Here is an 18,429-nt window from a genome sequence, read left to right on the forward strand (position 1 = left end):
AAGAAATCGAGAGAAGGGAGCTAGACGTTATGAAGTTCCTTTTTATGCTGGCTGAAGACAGTATGCTGGGTGCTGTAGAGCAGGGCGCAGCGGCTGTTCAGCGTAAACATGGCATAAAAATTGAAATCAAGTTTTGGACAGCACGCATGCTGAAGGAAGGTTCAACCAACTGGAACCAGTTTGAACAAGATTTGAAGGAATGCGATCTATTTCTAGCGAGTATGATTAGCGCAGATACCCAGCAAGTCTATACGCTTGAAAGATTGCTCAAGACTTATGGGCCAGTGCGACGTGATCGCGCCATTATCGTTCTGAACTCAATGCCTAACCTCATGGCTTTGACACGTATGGGTGATTTTGAGTTCACTAATTTCCTACAGTTTATGAAAAACGGCCCGGTAGGCAAAATTTCAGGCTTCGTAGGTGGTATTCGCAAACTGATGAAGCATGATGATGGTAAAGAGGTTGAGCCAGACTTTGACCCTGATGAGGTACGCGGCAGACAGAAGTTACGCCATCATAAGCCAGCTAAAAAAGGTGTGGTCTCTGGTATGATGGGAGTTCTGCGCCACCTACCCACTGTTCTCAAGCTAGTTCCGGGTCAGGCGCAAGACCTACGCGCTTATCTGGTTATTATGCTTTACTGGCTGAACAGTTCGCCAGAAAATTATGAAGAATTTTTCAAATATGTGATTGACCGCTATATGCCTTCTTATACCGGACCGAAGCTGAAGGCAAAAGACCCGGCTATTTACCCGCAACTGGCTTTGTTCCACCCAGATGCGCCCGGCAAATATTTTCAGACTCGCGAAGAGTATGAAAAGTGGCTAGCTAAAGCCCGACCTCAATCGGTTGGTCGCCCTCGTGTAGGCTTACTGACCATGCAAGGCTCGTACATGTCCGGCAACTATAAGCACATATACGAATTGATACGCCAACTCGATGCCGAAGGGGTCGAGTCGATGCCCTGCTTTGTAGGCGGTCTAGATTATCGCCCCGCCGTAGAAACTTTCTATCTGGACGAAGATAAGAAAGGTAATATCAAACCTGTAATTGATCTACTTATCAATACAGTGGGATTCTCAATGGTCGGTAGTATGGCAGGAGCCGACCCAGAAGCGGGTATAGCCGAGCTTAAACGCCTGAACCGCCCTTACTGGTCTATTATGCCTTTGATCTATCAGAACGAGGCAGAATGGCGCAGCAGCCGCACCGGTCTTAGCCCCTTGCAGACTGCGTTTATGGTTGCAGTTCCTGAACTGGACGGTGCCTCTGAACCGCGGGTTTATGCTGCAACCGGGCAACTTGCCAATGATAAAACAATTCAGGCTTTACCAGCCGAAACTCGCCGCGTAGTGGGGCGAGCGGCACGCTATGTCAAGCTACGAAACAAGCCGAACCGTGACAAGAAAATTTCGGTGGTATTGTTCTGCTATCCGCCTAATAAAGGCGCAATCGGCACAGCAGCTTATCTGGGAGTATTTGAGAGCCTTTACCGCATTATGAAACGGTTAAAATCCGAAGGCTATAATGTGGAAGTGCCACAAGATTCGGATGATTTGCGGAAACAACTGACGGATGGTAACTCAGCGGTTTATGGTACAACCGCTAATGTGCATACTCATATGCCTGTTACCGAATATATGAAGCTATTCCCAGATTATGTAGAACTGGAACAATACTGGGGCAGCCCTCCCGGTCATATGCTCAACGATTCGGAAGGCTTCCAGATATTAGGCAAGCAGTTTGGTAATTTGCTGGTGGCGATTCAACCCACCTTTGGTTACGAAGATGACCCGTTGCGCCTGCTGATGGCAGAAAACGTGGGTACTAACCATGCCTTTGCCGCTTTCTACACTTGGTTGAACAAAGTCTATAAAGCGGATGCAGCCTTACACTTCGGGACTCACGGTGCGTTGGAATTTATGCCGGGTAAACAGGTGGGTTTGACCGCTAAATGCTGGCCCGATCGCTTGATCGGTGATATTCCGAACTTTTACTTGTATTGTGTCAATAACCCCTCGGAAGGCACAATCGCCAAGCGTCGCAGCTATGCAACCCTCATCAGCTATCTATCGCCCCCGATGGAGAATGCGGGGTTGTATCGCCAGCTTTCACAGCTAAAAGATGTCATCAATCAGTATCGCAACAAGCTGAATGAGGGCGGTGATGGCGCATTACTCGAATCTATTATAGAGCAGGCTCAAGCGCTCGAACTGAAAGTAAAGGTTACGCCAGAGCAAGGGATTGAGACCTATTTGCTGGAGCTATACGCCGCTTTGCTTGAAATCGAAGAACGCCTGATACCTACCGGCTTGCATTTACTGGACGAATTACCGGATGAAGCTTTCCTGCATGATGTGTTGAATTCGGTTGGTAGTTTCTCACGCGGCAAACCCGGTAGCAATGAAGAAATACCTGCCCTTACCGAATTGGTAGCGGAAGGCTTCGGCTACAATCTTGACGATGTCCGCAAAAATGCTACCCGCGATTCTGAAACAATGGGAAAGTGGGAAAATATCGAGCGGTCACAGCGTGAATCGGTACGGATTTTCGTGGAGAACTGGCAAAAAGGTAACAAAGAAGCAGCCCGCAACGATGCTGTACAATACCTGCGTACGGTTGCAAAGGTTGATCCAAAGCGCAGTACGCCGATGATGGAATATCTTTCCGAAGTGGCGGAGGGGATGTATATCCAGAATGAGATAAACCAAATCGTGCGCGCTTTCAATGCCGAGTATATCGAACCTAGTCCCGGCAGCAACATAGTACAAAACCCGGCGGTTCTGCCTACCGGACGTAACATTCATGCGGTTGACCCTGCGCTCATCCCTTCGCCTTTAGCCCGCCGCAACGCTGAACGCAGCGTAAAAGCAATAGTGGAGAAGGCACGCCAAGAGATGGAGCTACCGGAAGGGCAGTATCCTGAAACCATCGCGATGGTATTGTGGGGTACAGACAATATTAAGACCGATGGTGAAGGCATCGCTCAGTGTCTAGCTATGGTTGGGGCACGCGCCATCAGCGATGGCTTGGGCAAGATGACCGATGTTAAATTGCTGCCACTTTCAGATTTGAATCGCCCACGTCTTGATGTGGTAGTGACGGTTAGCGGTATTTTCCGCGATTTGTTGCCACTACATATGGGATTAATTGACCGCGCTGTTCGCTTGGCTGCTCAGGCAGATGAATCTGAAGAGCAAAACTTTATCAAGAAGCATGTGCGGGTTGAAATGGAAAAAGGCGCAACCTTCGATGAAGCCGTTACGCGCGTCTTTAGCAATGCACCCGGACAATATGGTGCGAGCGTTAACTCAATGATAGATAATAGTGTATGGCAGGACGATAACGAGCTTAGTGATGCTTTCCTCAGTCGCAAGAGCTTTGCCTACGGTATTAAAGCCGATGGTGAGGGTGCGCGCAAGCTAATGGAAAGCGCCTTGAGCAAAGTTGATTTGAGTTTCCAGAACGTGGACAGCGCCGAAGTGGGTATTACTGATGTTGATCACTACTATGAATATTTGGGAGGTATCAGCAAATCAGTTGAGAAACTAACGGGTCGAAGGGCTACCACCTTAGTTGCGGATAGCCTATCTGCCAGTAGTTCAAGCCTCTCTCAAGGTAACAGTATCAAGACTTTGCAAGAGGCAGTACGACTCGAATCGCGTACCAAGTTACTCAACCCCAAGTGGTACGAAAGCATGCTTAAATATGGCTTCGAAGGGGTGCGCGAAATCGAGGTAAGAGTCAGCAACACTTATGGTTGGAGCGCTACCAATGATGCGGTTGATAAGTGGGTCTATGACGGTGTCAACGAGACTTTTGTCCAAGATGAGGAAATGCGCGACAGGTTAGCCGAACTAAACCCCCATAGCCTTAAAGGTATTGTGGGACGGTTGCTTGAAGCAAATGGACGCGGTTTCTGGGAAGCAGACGCCTCTATGATTGAGAAGTTAAAGGAAATTTTTGCAGGTCTTGAAGATGAGATTGAAGGAGTTGGCGAACCGAATTTGATAGCCCGCAAGTGATTTTGTTATAATAATTTGAGAACCAAACTTGTCCTCAAAATTAACTTTGGGGACAAGTTTTTTTATTGCTATCCAATTATCTATTGGATCAATATTCTCAACCAACTCGCTATTCGGTTTGATGGTAGATTTATCCTGCGATGTTTCCACCCATTTTCATTTACACATTTCTATTGGCATACCCCTTTCGGGGTGAGGGAGCAACTATTTCAGAATAGTATCAGTAATTGTGGAAAGCTCAAGTGAGGCTGTTCCAGCTAACTCAATCTTGACTCCCATCTTTTCCATGTCGAGCAACATCTGGCGTGGTTCAGGCAAGTGTGCCTGATAAAATAATCCGGGCTTGCGAATATCACTATTGAGATATTGCAACAGACAAGCCATCACCGGTATAACAGTAAAGGCATAGCCATCAAGATGGCTGATAGCAAGTTCCGCTTTTACGGGCTTGTAATTTTTCCAACCGTTTGCTTCTAATTTCAGAATAGTGATATAAGGCGGTTTAGACATGCTATTCATCGCCCAAGCAGCTAAACGTGCTACTTGAGGCACTGTTTTTTCAGGACGCACTTTTAGGCTGATAAAAGCCAGCGGCAACACTATGTAATCCATTAACCAATTAAAGCCACCCACATAAAATCCGGTTTCCTCCAAAGATGGGATAAGTTCAGGTACAAGCCGCATCTCTTCCATATACATATGGGTGGTATTGCGTTTACCAAAGACCGGACCGAAATCAAATTTCTTCTGATAATAACCTTTTTTCCATTGCCCTCCTACGAAAGCATCCATCCGCCAATCTTTTAAATCCTCAAGGAATCCCTGTGCATTTGATTGAGTGATTGGATATTCTTTAAAATCTTCCAGAATAACACTACCAACGTTTGCGCTTTCAAGACGATCGAAATAAGGCGCAATATAGCGTACCAACAGCGCGGGCAAGCCGGGATGGAAGCCACCATCGGTAATGAAACAAAGCCCGGCTTGTTGTATCTCTTTTTCCATCGCTTTCAGGGCGTTGATTTTGGTTGAGGTGGAAAGTTGTATGTCGTAATAATCTACACCTGCGGCTATAGCAGCTTTGGCAACATTAACGGTATCTTTAGTAGAACCTGCTGCTAGAATTACCATATCCACTTCGTTAAAGGCTTCATTTAGTGAACTAGGGTCGGTGATATCTACTCTACGTGCTATAACACGTGCTTCAGGATACTGCCGATTTAATTCTTCAGCCGCTGCCTTGGCTTTATCACTGCTTCTTCCGGCTAAAATTACGGTTGAGTCGCTTTCTTTTAGGATCAATTTTGCCAGCAATAGACCTGAATTACCGTAGCCACCCAGAATCAGAAAATTCTTTTTCATTTTATAGCTCTTTCAGCTTGTTATTAAATATTTTATTATTTCATATTTATTGTAGAAGGTTTCCGGGTTAGCTACATCAGGCTGAATGTTGAATTTATATGGTAAAGAAGAATAGGTGTTTGAAGGAAAATCTTCATAGCAATGTAAGGATAATTACTATACTAAAGTAGTTCTATCGGCGAGGCTAAGAATCTTATTCCAACATGGCTTGCTGCCCTAACAGGGCTTCACGCATCCGATTTTTTAGATATGCGCCATCTCGTGGAGGTAAAACCAGCGGGTCAACCGTTAGCGCAATTTTTACTACCGCCATAAGTAGTTCATTGGACAGGTGAATGTCACTCTGCAAAGTTTCTACTTCTTCGATGGTATAAATCGTGCGGGTATTGTTAAAGCCACAGGCTTGTGCTACTGCCGCTAAATTAACCCCATTGGCAGTGTGGGTTTGTTGCTGACCTGTTTCGCCATAACGCTCATTGTCCAATATTACAATGCGCAAGTTGGGGGGCTGTTGAACGCCAATGGTGGCAAACGCTCCCAACCCCATAAGTTGTTCACCGTCTCCGGTTATTACCAGCACTTTTCTATCGGCTTGTGCCAAAGCTAATCCTAGACCCACCATTGCCGCGCCACCCATCGCGCCCCATAGAGGGAAATCCAGTGGGCTATTGCCGGTTGCTGCCAAATCCCAAGCAGACGCTCCTAAACCTGTTACTACCAGTAGGTCGCCCCGTTGCTTCAGTAAGTGCTGTACAACCTCACGCCGCTTCAAGCTCGGCACTGCCATTTCTAACTATTTCCTTCCAAAGCTCTTAGAACCAAGCATACGCTGAGAAAGCAGCACTGCAACCGCGCTATAGCTGTTGTAAGCCAGTTTCAGGGCAGCTTCGATAGTATCCGCCACTTCCCTCGATTCATCAACCCGCATCACATGAATACCGCATGCCTCTAGCACCTGTGGGGTGGCTTGTCCTGTTGGAAGTTGCCATGGATTAAATTCGCCCCATTCACCGCGCATTGTTACTATAGTTAAGAAAGGAAATTGACAGGTTTTAAGCAACGAAAACATATTGATACAGTTACCCACCCCGCTGGATTGCATTAGCAACACCGCACGTTTGCCGCCGAGATACGCTCCGGCAGAGAGTGCAACCCCTTCTTCTTCGGTTGTGAGCGCGACGGTTTTTATACTTGAATCCTGCTGGCACAACTCGATTAACCGCATATGACCTGCATCTGGCACATAAGAAACTATCGCAACACGCTGTTCTTTGAATTTCTTAAAAATATCGTCAGACCAATTGACCATTTGATCAAGAACATTATGCTCAGCCATTATAGTTTCTTCCTTGCGGATTATTCATTACTAATTCTCAGGATAGTCGGTCACAATCGATTCAAAACTGGCTAATTTACTATCGAGCGAAGAATAATTGCCGCGCCAATCGTTAATACGAATTTGGAGCAAGCCCTTCAGGGAGCGTACCACATCCTTAATCAATCTAACCTTCGTGCCACGAACATCATGCCAGTGTACTGGAACTTCCTTGATTTTATAGCCATTCTTACGAGCAATAAAGATAATTTCAGAGTCAAAACTCCAATCATACAACTGTTGGGCGGCATAAATCCTATGACCGATCTCACGGCGATAGCATTTAAATCCGCAGGTTACATCGCTCACATGCGAGTTTGCCACATTATTGCTTAACCACGTAAAAACCTTCCCCATAGATTCACGCAGCCAAGGTTGATGCCGTTCGATTGTTGCGCCGTTCATTTTGCGAGAACCCTGCACAATATCATAACCGCTGTTGTCGGCGTTTGGCTCAAACCAAGGCAACATTTTGTCCAGTTCGTCAATTGGGGTTGCTAGGTCTGCATCGGTGAAGAGTATGAATTTGCCGCGACTTGCCAGAACGCCTTGTTTCAAGGCGTAACCCTTTCCTTTGTTATCGCCATAGCTGATTATGCGAAATTCTACCTTATTATGGAGTGTTTCTTTTGCTAGGGTAATGCCCTGATCTTTGCTGCCATCATCTACCAGAAGTATTTCCCATTTAAATGGTTTGTTTTGAAAATAATCTAGAATCTTAACAAGTGAGGGCTTAATACGTTGTTCTTCGTTGAATATTGGTATAACTATCGATAGATGGGGTTCATCCATAAAAATTAGATTCCTCGTTTAAGTGTCTTAAATTATAGGGGCTGCAATTCTTTTTCAATGCTAATAATTGTATATTCGTATGCTGCATTTCACCCCCCGGTTTGGGCATATCATATTACTTATGGCTTCCTTCGTCAAAAATTAGCTGGCAAAATTTGGGAAGTTAGGCATAAAAAAGCGCAACGTGTATCAATCAGATTCTACGTTGCGCCGGGTCTGAAATTTTTTGATAGCGAAATATAGAGCTATAGTGCGGGCATATGGAAACTGGTATTATCCATTTCCAATAAATCATTTGATTTGGTGCTATGCACAGTGAATACCGGTACACTTGCTTGATGCATGACTCCTGCCACCACACTTCCGAATACTAACTCACCCACTGCTCCTCTAGCATGGGTTGCCATTGCCAGCAGCATCGGACCGGTTTGGTTTATATAGTTGACGATTTCCTCATCGGGTGTGCCTACTCGCACTACTTTTATACAATCCAGCCCGCTTGCCACTACCTTTTCCTGAATTTTACCTAGATAATCATAGGCATCTTCGCGTCGGATACGCGCTTGCTCTTCCAGATCGTACAGATACCACGAACCGCTGAATTCATTGTAAACTACAGGCAACACAATTCGGATTAGATAAACGCTGGCGTTAATTTTCCGTGCCAAATCCAATGTCGGTTCAAGAATTGCCTCAGCTTCGGGGGAACCATCCAGCGTAATGGCGATACGCGGCTTTGGAAGGCGATATGCCACCGATTTTGCCATTGCTTCTTCTAACCCCATTGCTTCTTCACCTTTTTTAGGATGCAATAGTATAACCGGAATCGGGGAATTTTTGATTACCCGTGCTGCCACGCTACCAAGCAGTAGGCGCGACAAGCTATTCCGACTATGGGTTGTCATAGTAATAATATTAGCCCGGTGTTCGCGTGCAGAATGAAGTATTTGCTGGTAAGCTTCGCCCATTCCCACGCAAACTTCGATTACCTCAATTTCCGGGTAATATTTTCTTATCAGATCAGCGATTTGATTTAGATACGGTTCAACCTGTGTTACATCCTGAGGCTTAGCCACCCGGAGTAACACTATGCCGGCTTTACAAATTGATGCAAGCCTGAGCGCAACCGGCAGCGATTTTTCCGCAAGGGCTAATCCGTCTAACGGGACAAGTATCTTGTCATACATCGCCCTGTGCTCCGTGATAAAATATTCCATAATAATGACTAACTTTGTAAAATATTACCTGTATCGCGTTAAAAGGGCGGTTAAAAATAGTAGATGGTAGGTAAAATTTGAGTGTAAATGAGTTGGAATATGGTGATAAAAAGGTAAAGAAGGAGAATCATTTTTATGTGTATATTTTGCGGTGCGCCGATAATACGCTTTACACAGGCTGGACGGTAAACCTCGCGGCACGAGTTGCACGGCATAACACCGGTAAAGGAGCTAAATATACCCGTTCTCGTTTGCCGGTTATATTAGTTTACCATGAGGAATGTGCTGATGAAAAAAGCGCGCGCCGCCGTGAGCTTGCTATCAAACGGTTGACACGCGCCGAGAAATTAGACCTAGTTGACTAGAGTTCGTCAGATTCTGGTTCTTCTAGGTATTCCTCGCTCATATCTATTTCTTCTTCGTTATCTTCAGTATCGCGGTCGTCACTATCGCTGTCGTCAAACATTTCATCTTCATCCTCGAAGCCATATCGAAGTACCGAGTCCTTGATGTAAGCTCGATAACCCACTCCACCATGTCGTGCGGGGAAACTCAGCCGCCCGCGCTGGTTGGGGTGTTGGAAAACTTCGCGGATAATAATGGTTAATTGCTTGTCGGTTACGCTGGTGACAGCAGCAGAATAACGATTGCCCCCTTCAATGAAGCGCACCAAGCGCAAAGCTAACTTAGGCTCGACTTGCCCTAGCATTTCACCTTCGGCATTTTTGACGTAGAGAGCCTGCTTTTTTGAATCCACTTCAAGATAAACCAAATCTCCGGCGGTCAATTTTGCAAGCACAACTGGTTTTCCCAGTTCACGTAGGGTAGTCAACCCGGTTTTCCCGGTTTCTTCGATAAAGCTACTGGGGTCGGCTGCCGAACGCCCACTATTATGCGCCGGTGCGGGAGTTTTGCCGTTCTTGGAAAGAGCCGCATTTTCCGCAATTGCCTGCGCTAATCGTTGCAGGTTTTTCTGGGCAATACTGTTACCTGGATCATTTTTTAAGGCTTTTTCGTAAGCTTCTTTAGCTTCACTGAAGCGTCGCAATTCAAGGCAGGCTTTGCCAAGACGGTTCAACGCCTCCGAGTCATCCGGGAATACACTCAACAGTTCTTGATTAACGTTTACTGCCTCTTCCCATTTTCCCTCACGGGCAAGGCGAATAGCCAGTTCGGTTTTCTGTCGTTTAATTCGGTGTTTATCTTCAGGTTGGTACTGGGTCAATTCTGTTCCCCTGTCTATTAATTACGCGCCATTGTCAGCGGAATCAAGCGTTTACCTGCGACCGGTTCCACCTCGCAAACTTCTGTTTCCACTTGAGTTTGCTCGATGATGGTCGGCGTACCTGCTACATGCCCGACCAGTGACCAGGCGCCTGCCTTTTCAATAACCACATCTACCAGTTTTCCATGCCAATCAAAGCCCTCATATTCAGGCAAAGACGGGTTATCAAAGAAAACCGGCTTGTTATTGCGAGTGCGACCATGCCAGCGTCCCTTTTCCATCCGCTCTACCAAAATTTCTTGAGTTGTGCCGACTAGCGCACGAGAATACTCTAATGCTATCTTTTCTTGTATCTGTTCTACTGCCTGTAATCTCTCGCGTTTTACCTCTATTGGCACATTATCTTCCATTTGTTCGGCTGAAACCGTGCCGGGACGCGGAGAGTAAGCCGCTACATGTACCTCGTTAAATTTCATTCGTTCCAGAAGCTGATAAGTATCTAAAAACTGCTGTTCGGTTTCACCCGGAAAGCCCACAATTATATCGGTGGAGATTGATAAATTTGGAACAGTTTTGCGAATAGTATCAGCGAGTTTTTCGTAAAAAGCTACGGTATAAGGACGTTTCATCGCTTTCAGAATCTGATCATCCCCGTGTTGGATGGGCAAGCTGAAGTATTCGCATACTTTGGGCAAATCCGCAACCGCCTTAATCATCTTGTAGCTCATCATTTTGGGATGGCTAGTCAGAAAACGAATACGCCATAGCCCTTCAATTTCGTTTACCGCCTGTAAAAGATCGGCAAGGTCTGGACGAGTAGGCAAATCGTGACCGTAGGCATCTACAGTTTGCCCTAGTAAGGTGACTTCGCGTACACCGCGCCGCACATAGCCTTTAATTTCCTCAACAATTTCTTCAACCGGGCGACTCTGCTCCTGACCACGCCGCAGCGGTACAATGCAATAGCTACAGGTGTAATTGCAGCCATAAATCACCGAAACAAAAGCGGTAACTCCGATTTTATTCTTGATACTGGCTCCAGCTTGGGGCTGTTCGATACGATCCGGCAAAAGCTCCACCAACCGTTGGGGATCAAGCGTATCAAACAGTAGGTCGATAACCGGGAAACGTTTATATAATGCTGCTTTACCGGCTTCTTCTCGCGGCACCATACAGCCCGTCATTGCTATCAACAGGTTCCGATTTTGGCGTTTAAATGATACCAGTTGCCCAAGTTTTCCTGCTGCGCTATCTTCGGCTCTTTGGCGCACGCTGCAAGTGTTGACAACTACAACATCTGCTTCACCAAGTTCATCTGTAAAGGTGTAACCGGTTTGTTCCAACGCGCTACCGATGCGGATAGAGTCGGCAACGTTCATTTGGCAACCGATAGTATGTATATGATACTGCTTCATTAAATCTTTCTTCTATAATTTATAGTGGGGAAAACCCCTAACTCCCACCTTAAAAATCGCGCGTATTATACAGTCAATTGTTATAGTTTACAAGTGTTACAAGCGATAAAATCACTACTATATAGTAACCGGATTTTTACATATAACTCGCCAGCTAGTGTTATATCTAAATTCAAGCCCATTTCTGGTTATAACAGATAGATTTAACTGCCTGCTTATTCGGAGATACTCCAATCGACCTATTGTACCTGATAAAGAACTTTGATAGGATAGAAAAAGGTTTTAGAAATTATGTATATATTTGTGAGCGCTATTCGTTGAATAGGTTTCAGGAAAATGTGGGCAAGACCAAGCAAATTGTATAGCAAGGATGGTTTGAGCGTTAAAGGCTTTATTTTCGCCCTGTCCATGCCGTACTATGCCCATTTTTCGGTGGCGCTTGTGCGTGAATTACAGGGCTTAAAAGCGATGAATTAACCGCACATTAGCGAAATCTCTCGAAAACGTCGTGGGCTGGTTGGCAGGCTCGCGGCGTTTTTGTTTTAATTGATGACATTGCCTTTACGCCTGCCCTAGCTCACCTACATAGATTTCATTAGAGTTCTGTAATATGGAGGTTTTAGAAAATGTTGATCGCTCGACTTGAACAGGCAGGCTTGAGCTATGGTACTCGCATAATTTTTGAGCAGCTTAGCCTGAGCTTGAACGATGGTGAGAAAATCGGTTTGATCGGTCAAAATGGGACAGGCAAATCGAGCTTGTTAAAGGTACTGGCAGGGGTTGAGGGTTTGAACAAAGGTGAGCGAATCTTGCGAAAGGGTGTTAAGGTTGCTTATCTACCACAGGAATTTAACGGCGAAGATCAGACTAGTGCGCTTGAGGAAGTTTTAAAAGGAAAACCCGAAATACAGGCGCTTGAACAAGCTTTGGAGAAAATCGAGGCGGAACTTGCCAAACCGGAAAATGCCGCAGATATGCAGCATTTTGGCGAGTTATTGGAACGACAGGCTGAGCTACTTGAAAAGCATGAAGAAATTGGCGGTCCTCGTTTGTTGAATGAAGCGCGGGGTTTTCTGGAGCAATTGGGTTTGCCAGCCGACATGCACCAATATCCCGTATCGCTGCTCAGTGGTGGTCAGCGCAAAATGGTGGGCTTGGCGCGCTGCCTCGTCAGCCAACCTGATTTGCTTTTGCTGGATGAGCCGGATAATCACCTTGATTTGGAGGGTAAGGCGCGACTGGAAGAAGTTATTCAGGACTTTCCCGGTGCGCTGATTCTGATTTCACACGACCGTTATTTGCTGGACGATACCATTGAGGAGATTGCCGAGCTTGAGAATGGCGTTCTAACGCTCTATCAGGGCAATTATTCCAGTTATACTGTTCAACGCGAGTTGACCCTTTTAAAGCAACAACAGGACTATGTTTCTCAGCAAAAAGAAATCAAGCAACTGGAAGAGGCAATTACACGCTTTAAGCTATGGGCAAGCATAGTGGTAAATGAGCGCCATATTAAGCAAGCCCGTAACAAGCAACGCCAGATTGACCGAATGGATAAAATAGAACGTCCGGTGTTAGAGCGGCGCAAAATCGGTTTGAAATTCAAATCGGCTGAGCGGGGAGGTCAGAAGGTGCTGGAGGCGCGTCACCTTGCCAAAGCGTTTGATGACAATCTGGTTTTGCTTGATGTGGACTTTACCTTGCGTCGCGGTGAGCGGGTAGGTTTGGTTGGCAAAAACGGCACAGGTAAATCAGTGCTGTTTCGCCTGTTACTTGGTTTGCAGGAAGCTACCGAAGGCGAAATCTGGGTTGGTCCCTCAATTCGGCTTGGCTACTATTCGCAACAGCATGAAACGCTTGATCAATCAATTACACCGCTTCAACTCATCCGAAATTTGCGCCCACTCCGGGAAAATGAAGCTATTAGCGTACTTGGCAGATTTCTTTTTACTTTCCGGCAGGCGCAAGAACCAATTTCCAAGCTGAGCGGTGGTGAAAAAAGCCGTTTACAATTGGCGAGCTTGATGCTCAGCGGGGTCAATTGTTTGTTACTGGATGAACCCACCAATCATTTGGATATTACCTCAACCGAAGTTTTGGAAGAGGCTTTGAATAACTTTGATGGCACAATGCTGACTATTTCGCACGATCGCTACTTTCTAGACCGTAGCTGTAGCCGGATTCTTGAATTAGAAGAGGGTATGGTGCTGGATTATCCGGGTGGCTACAGCTATTATACCGAGCAGAAGCGTAAGATTATTCAGCCCTCCATAACGGCTAAAAGGTAAGGATACCAGTTTGGAGAATACTCTTTTTGAGGCAAGCGGCTCACCACCCTATCATAGCAAGTACAATGCGGTGGAAAGGTGCTGGGGTATTCTAGAACAGCACTGGAATCGCGACATCCTGGACTGTCTGGAAACAGTGAAAAGATTTGCACAGAGTATGGCTTGGAAGGGCAAGTTTCCAGATATTGACAAGCTGTATCAAGCGTGGAGTTAAGCTTTCCAGGGAAGCTATGGCTACAGTGGAATGTTCATCGTGAATGTCAGTTGGAAGCCAATGGGGTAACCGAATTTAATGATCCGCGTAGAGAGTCGTTAAAAAGCGGTATTAAGGATTGGATTCTCCTTTTACAAATCAATTCAGATGCTGTTCCAGATACCGAGTGGGGGGATACCGGACGTATTTATTACTTTATCCGGAAACAAGATTTGGAAAAGTTAGATTTTAATAAAGTATGGTTAATCATGCAGTGTACATAGGAAACCGTCCCAAACCCGAGGTCGGAATCCAGTGCTGGCAAATTCCCATCAAATATGCTCTAAAAAGCGATGTTCAAAATTTCCTACTCGTAAAGTTTATGAAAATATCAAAATTAGGCTCAAATTCCTTTTTCTACGTTTCTCGTGGAAAGCACACTGCGCTTATTGGGGTAACTATTTCTTTGGCTCACAGTCCTAACCTTGCTCCCTTTCATGCCGTTGCTTAACCTGCCAGTATGGGGTCACAGGAATGTTCACTAACCGCTACTACCTTTTATCGTGGGCAAGGAGGTGAATTGTTACTTATAAAAGCAAAAGAGACGTGGTTTCCCACGCCTCTTGCCATATTTAATATGGAATGTTCTTAAAATCCCGCATGTGTTTTGAACGCCAGTCTAGCTAGCACGAATTAGGTTAACTGGGTCTGTCTCGAGGGAAGTGATACACTAACCGCCTGAGGACCTTTGCCGGAGTTCTCAATATCAAACTCGACTTCTTGACCCTCGGTTAAGGTCTTAAACCCTTCCATCTGAATCGCGGAGAAGTGAACAAACACATCTTCGAGGCCGGGGCGCTCAATAAAACCGTAACCCTTGGCATCATTAAACCATTTAACCTTACCTGTTGTTCTCACCGGAGACTTCCTCCCTTTCTTACATCTGTGTACTACGTGCTAGATCTGGTAAAGCACGATCGGGTACAGCAACTACTATTAACGCATAGATGCTCACACCAGGGGCTAAAGATACACCTTGTCAAGTTTTCAGGCAAACAAAAACCAGTACCGACCTCGTTTTCGCATTAATACTGCCAACGATAATGGAGGAAAGATGTAATGGATTCTTGTGGTTTGTAAACTTGCAGACGTGGTAGCCTTTAAGGTGTTACCTTAACTCATAGCTCATGCATCTATATAAGATATTATCATATTTTGAGTTCGATTGTCAAATTTTTATCAAACTTATTTTAAACATGTATAATATTTTACTTTTGTTCATCTTTATTTACCTATATTTAAGTTAGTATATAATTATTGCTAAAGTTTTCAGTTTTTTAGGCAGAAAGGAAATAAAATGAAGTATCGAAATCTGGGACGCACCGGATTAAAAGTTTCGGCTTTATGTCTTGGCACGATGCAATGGGGCTGGACAACCGACGAGAAAAGCGCATTTGAAGTTATGGACGCTTTTGTGGAAGCAGACGGTAATTTCATCGATACCGCCGATGTTTATTCCAAATGGGCAGAGGGTAATCCCGGTGGGGTGGCAGAAGAAGTTATCGGGCGATGGCTGCAAGAGCGTGGTAATCGCTCACAAATCATCCTTGCTACCAAACTGCGGCATCCTATGGGTAGCAGTCCCAACGATGAGGGGCTTTCTCGGAAACATATAATCGACGCGATTGAGGCTTCCTTGCGCCGCCTTCAAACCGACTATATCGATCTTTACCAAGCGCATGCATCCGATGAAAATACCCCAATTGATGAAACCTTACGGGCTTTTGACGATTTGCAACGTGATGGCAAAATTCGCTATCTCGGTGCATCAAATTACAAAGCGTGGGAACTGATGGAGGCGTTATGGAGCGCCGATAAAAATAATACCATCCGGTACGACACGCTTCAGCCTAAATACAACCTAATTACGCGCGCTGAATACGAGCGTGAGCTAAAAGCGGTCTGTGAAAAATTTGGTGTTGGAGTAATCCCCTACAGCCCCTTAGCAGCAGGCTTCCTGACGGGCAAATATCAGCGCGACAACATGCCGGATAGCAAACGCCTTTCCAGTGTAGCAAACCAATTCGCTACCGAACAGGGCTGGAAAATCCTAAATGAAGTGCTGAAAATAGCCGACGAAACCTCCAGCAACCCTTCGGCAGTTTCGCTGGCATGGCTGTTAGCTCAACCTGCCATCACCTCGCCGATTATCGGAGCAAACTCGGTTGCCCAACTGAAAAGCTCGCTGGCAGCCCCTGAGATAAGGCTCAGCGAGGAACAAATCAAGCGACTCGACTCAGTTTCCAGTTGGCTATAGTTCCACAAAATAATCCTAAAGGGATGGCACGTTTATGCCATCCTTTTTTCTATTTTGGTTCTAAAACCCCTTTTAAGATTTGATATTATTTGTTATTATGTAAATACAAGGAATATTATGTCGAGTTTTAGGCTGCACAGAATTCAGATAATTGCTCGCAGTTTTTTTAATCAAGGGATTAACACATAATTGTAAGGACGTAACGACATGAAGGTTTCAAGGCTCACCCCCCTTTTGCTGGTTGCGCTTATTGCAGTAGCAAGTTTGTTGCTAGTTATCAGCGGCTCAACTGCTGGTGCTACATTGATTTCCTGCCCTTTCGCCGTCAATACTAGTGACAGTACTCAAGTTGCTCAGCGCGCTTTAGGACTAAGCCAATGGAACGATGCACGTACCAAGCTGAATATAGGAAATGGCGGTACACAGGTCAGACCGGTAACTGAAAGTTCCACTACTTTATTTAGTGCTGATGTACTGGCACATGCTATATATATATATGCGGTCAGCGATAACAGCGCTAACGACCCTTTAACTGAAAATGTTGCCACTGGTTGTAGCACATCGCAGGGCGTACTAGGGGCATTATGGGGCGTAAGCCGCCCTGGTCAACCTTGGCTGGGCACTACAAACAACTTTTCTAGCATGGATCAGGGAATCAATGCCTTACTGAACAGTGTATTTGATCGCCTTTATGTGTTAAACCCTCGCTTGGGTGGAGTTGGTTTGGGTATATCCAATATTGGCTCCAATGATGCTAAATTTGTCGTTCTTGCGAAGGGTGGTGCTGCCATGATCGACGACACACCTCCAGCACCAATATTCCAGCCATTGGTATGGCCCGCCCGAAACCAGCAGTTTATACCTACAACGATGTCTCAAGGCGAATATCCACCCAGTAATATTACAAATCTCGGCATAGCCTATCCAGCCGGTTATCCTGTTACAGTTATTTTTGACCCAACCGACACTGTAAGTATTACTAGTGCTACGATTACACCTGCGGGTGGTAGCGCCCTTGCAGTTACTCGAATTAATCCCAAATCAAGTTCCTATCCTTCGTCAGTAGTCTCTGATGCGTTGAATAACGCCCTTATACTTGTTCCTACCGCACCGTTAATCGCAAACACCACTTATAATGTGTCAGTTAGCGGAACAACTAGCCTAGAAGGGTCTTTGAACCTTAGCTGGTCATTCACAACCGGCTCAACCGGAACGGGTGTGGCTACCACTGTGGCAGCTACTACCACTTCAGGAAGTGGTACAACACCCCTTGCAGACCGACAGCCACCTGTATTAATCCCATCTCAAACCCCGGTTGCCGTACCCACCCCAACACCGGGGATTCCGGCATATCCGCAGCCAAAACCGTTGCAGCCTGCTCCAGTTGGTGGCGGCTACTTCCCTCTTGTTGCTGCCGATGCCACTAACCCGCTCTTTTACCAACTTTGGCGCAGAGCAGACGACCCGGTATTCAACGGCAAGGCAGCGCGTTCATGGACATGGGGCGACCAACCTTACGGATTCTCTATCTTGCTTGAACCATACGATGGGCAATTTCGTATCGTAAATTACCATGATAAAGCGCGTATGGAGGCAAACAACGCCGATGCTACCAGCACCTCCAACGGCTTGTTAGTACGCGAAATGATTTCCGGCTTGGCGCAAGTAGGCGATAACTCGTACATACCGCGTGTGCCTGCCCAAATCGCCATCGCAGGCGACCAAACCGAAACCAATATTAATGCGCCTACCTATTACAGTTTTTACAATATCGCTTCATTGAACAACGACAGACGCGCCCCTAACCAGACGGGACAAAACGTAATTGCCACCATCTCTAAAGATGGCATTATCAATGTAAATCCCGGTGCGGCGGTGTACAACATCATAAACGTTTACTATGACAACAACCTCGGTCATAACATCCCGCAGGTCTTCTGGGATTTTATGAATCAGCAGGGAGTCATCAATCTGGGCGGTAGCTATCTGAACGGCACTGTTTCCGATTGGCTTTCCACCTACGGCTTGCCGCTTACCGAACCATATTGGACACATGTTATTGTTGGTGGTGTTGATCGTGATGTACTGACTCAACTCTTTGAAAGGCGAGTCCTAACCTTCACACCATCCAACGCTGACCCGTTCAAGGTCGAAATGGGCAACGTAGGGCGACATTATTACAAATGGCGCTACGGAAACGGTTACTAAACATTTAAA

The 18,429-nt window shown here is 45.8% G+C and carries 15 protein-coding genes and 1 pseudogene; 8 read left to right on the forward strand and 8 right to left on the reverse strand.

Annotated elements, in window-relative coordinates; all coding sequences use genetic code 11:
* Positions 1-5: 5 nt before the first annotated feature.
* Positions 6-4,028 carry a magnesium chelatase subunit H gene (locus OZ401_RS04895; RefSeq protein ID WP_341469851.1) on the forward strand — a complete coding sequence of 1,341 codons (4,023 nt, stop codon included), beginning with the start codon at positions 6-8 and terminating at the stop codon, positions 4,026-4,028.
* A gap of 204 nt (positions 4,029-4,232) precedes the next feature.
* Here OZ401_RS04895 and OZ401_RS04900 read toward each other — a convergent pair whose 3' ends face one another.
* The 5 genes from OZ401_RS04900 to OZ401_RS04920 form a co-directional block, all read right to left on the reverse strand.
* Complete coding sequence (locus OZ401_RS04900; RefSeq protein ID WP_341469590.1) at positions 4,233-5,390, reverse strand: saccharopine dehydrogenase NADP-binding domain-containing protein; 1,158 nt, start codon at positions 5,388-5,390, stop codon at positions 4,233-4,235.
* A gap of 193 nt (positions 5,391-5,583) precedes the next feature.
* Positions 5,584-6,177, reverse strand: coding sequence for a thiamine pyrophosphate-dependent enzyme (locus OZ401_RS04905; protein ID WP_341469591.1), 594 nt, complete (start codon positions 6,175-6,177; stop codon positions 5,584-5,586).
* A 6-nt stretch (positions 6,178-6,183) separates the two neighbouring features.
* Positions 6,184-6,726 (reverse strand): hypothetical protein, encoded by a 543-nt coding sequence (locus tag OZ401_RS04910; protein WP_342398995.1) that lies wholly within the window; start codon positions 6,724-6,726, stop codon positions 6,184-6,186.
* Positions 6,727-6,756: 30 nt separating this feature from the next.
* Positions 6,757-7,557 carry a dolichyl-phosphate beta-glucosyltransferase gene (locus OZ401_RS04915; protein ID WP_341469592.1) on the reverse strand — a complete coding sequence of 267 codons (801 nt, stop codon included), beginning with the start codon at positions 7,555-7,557 and terminating at the stop codon, positions 6,757-6,759.
* Positions 7,558-7,802: 245 nt separating this feature from the next.
* Positions 7,803-8,744: a universal stress protein gene (locus tag OZ401_RS04920; protein WP_341469593.1), complete on the reverse strand. Its 942-nt coding sequence runs from the start codon at positions 8,742-8,744 to the stop codon at positions 7,803-7,805.
* A 107-nt stretch (positions 8,745-8,851) separates the two neighbouring features.
* Between OZ401_RS04920 and OZ401_RS04925 the strand changes: the two genes are divergently transcribed.
* Positions 8,852-9,139 (forward strand): GIY-YIG nuclease family protein, encoded by a 288-nt coding sequence (locus tag OZ401_RS04925; protein ID WP_341469594.1) that lies wholly within the window; start codon positions 8,852-8,854, stop codon positions 9,137-9,139.
* Here OZ401_RS04925 and OZ401_RS04930 read toward each other — a convergent pair.
* On the reverse strand, positions 9,136-9,999 hold the full coding sequence (locus OZ401_RS04930) for a tetratricopeptide repeat protein (RefSeq protein WP_341469595.1): 864 nt from the start codon (positions 9,997-9,999) through the stop codon (positions 9,136-9,138). The two genes, OZ401_RS04925 and OZ401_RS04930, sit on opposite strands and share 4 nt — an antisense overlap.
* Before the next feature lie 17 nt (positions 10,000-10,016).
* Positions 10,017-11,414, reverse strand: a complete 1,398-nt coding sequence (miaB, locus tag OZ401_RS04935) for a tRNA (N6-isopentenyl adenosine(37)-C2)-methylthiotransferase MiaB (protein ID WP_341469596.1) — start codon at positions 11,412-11,414, stop codon at positions 10,017-10,019.
* A gap of 336 nt (positions 11,415-11,750) precedes the next feature.
* Here miaB and OZ401_RS04940 point away from each other — a divergent pair, with 336 nt between their 5' ends.
* The 4 genes and pseudogenes from OZ401_RS04940 (at position 11,751) to OZ401_RS25875 (ending at position 14,179) form a co-directional block, all read left to right on the forward strand.
* Positions 11,751-11,891: a hypothetical protein gene (locus OZ401_RS04940; RefSeq protein WP_341469597.1), complete on the forward strand. Its 141-nt coding sequence runs from the start codon at positions 11,751-11,753 to the stop codon at positions 11,889-11,891.
* Between the two features lie 149 nt (positions 11,892-12,040).
* Complete coding sequence (locus OZ401_RS04945; protein WP_341469598.1) at positions 12,041-13,702, forward strand: ABC-F family ATP-binding cassette domain-containing protein; 1,662 nt, start codon at positions 12,041-12,043, stop codon at positions 13,700-13,702.
* A 43-nt stretch (positions 13,703-13,745) separates the two neighbouring features.
* A pseudogene (locus tag OZ401_RS04950) lies at positions 13,746-13,889 on the forward strand (ISAzo13-like element transposase-related protein); the annotation flags it as partial.
* 17 nt (positions 13,890-13,906) lie between these two features.
* Positions 13,907-14,179, forward strand: coding sequence for a DUF1963 domain-containing protein (locus OZ401_RS25875; protein ID WP_425607608.1), 273 nt, complete (start codon positions 13,907-13,909; stop codon positions 14,177-14,179).
* Between the two features lie 409 nt (positions 14,180-14,588).
* On the opposite strand, the gene OZ401_RS04955 is transcribed toward OZ401_RS25875, so the two are convergent.
* Complete coding sequence (locus OZ401_RS04955; RefSeq protein ID WP_341469600.1) at positions 14,589-14,813, reverse strand: cold shock domain-containing protein; 225 nt, start codon at positions 14,811-14,813, stop codon at positions 14,589-14,591.
* Positions 14,814-15,252: 439 nt separating this feature from the next.
* On the opposite strand from OZ401_RS04955, the gene OZ401_RS04960 reads away from it, so the two are divergent.
* Positions 15,253-16,212 carry an aldo/keto reductase gene (locus tag OZ401_RS04960; protein WP_341469601.1) on the forward strand — a complete coding sequence of 320 codons (960 nt, stop codon included), beginning with the start codon at positions 15,253-15,255 and terminating at the stop codon, positions 16,210-16,212.
* A 207-nt stretch (positions 16,213-16,419) separates the two neighbouring features.
* Complete coding sequence (locus OZ401_RS04965) at positions 16,420-18,420, forward strand: Ig-like domain-containing domain (protein ID WP_341469602.1); 2,001 nt, start codon at positions 16,420-16,422, stop codon at positions 18,418-18,420.
* The last annotated feature ends 9 nt before the right edge of the window (positions 18,421-18,429 follow it).

It is taken from the genome of Candidatus Chlorohelix allophototropha (assembly GCF_030389965.1).
In the GTDB taxonomy this organism is placed as follows: domain Bacteria; phylum Chloroflexota; class Chloroflexia; order Chloroheliales; family Chloroheliaceae; genus Chlorohelix; species Chlorohelix allophototropha.

Excerpts from the sequence above, each read along its gene's own strand:
- OZ401_RS04940 (WP_341469597.1), top strand. The coding sequence starts at position 11,751 with ATGTGGGCAAGACCAAGCAAATTGTATAGCAAGGATGGTTTGAGCGTT.
- OZ401_RS04960 (WP_341469601.1), top strand. The coding sequence starts at position 15,253 with ATGAAGTATCGAAATCTGGGACGCACCGGATTAAAAGTTTCGGCTTTA.
- OZ401_RS04965 (WP_341469602.1), top strand. The coding sequence starts at position 16,420 with ATGAAGGTTTCAAGGCTCACCCCCCTTTTGCTGGTTGCGCTTATTGCA.
- OZ401_RS04910 (WP_342398995.1), bottom strand. The coding sequence starts at position 6,726 with ATGGCTGAGCATAATGTTCTTGATCAAATGGTCAATTGGTCTGACGAT.
- OZ401_RS04900 (WP_341469590.1), bottom strand. The coding sequence starts at position 5,390 with ATGAAAAAGAATTTTCTGATTCTGGGTGGCTACGGTAATTCAGGTCTA.
- miaB (WP_341469596.1), bottom strand. The coding sequence starts at position 11,414 with ATGAAGCAGTATCATATACATACTATCGGTTGCCAAATGAACGTTGCC.
- OZ401_RS04945 (WP_341469598.1), top strand. The coding sequence starts at position 12,041 with ATGTTGATCGCTCGACTTGAACAGGCAGGCTTGAGCTATGGTACTCGC.
- OZ401_RS04915 (WP_341469592.1), bottom strand. The coding sequence starts at position 7,557 with ATGGATGAACCCCATCTATCGATAGTTATACCAATATTCAACGAAGAA.
- OZ401_RS04905 (WP_341469591.1), bottom strand. The coding sequence starts at position 6,177 with ATGGCAGTGCCGAGCTTGAAGCGGCGTGAGGTTGTACAGCACTTACTG.
- OZ401_RS04920 (WP_341469593.1), bottom strand. The coding sequence starts at position 8,744 with ATGTATGACAAGATACTTGTCCCGTTAGACGGATTAGCCCTTGCGGAA.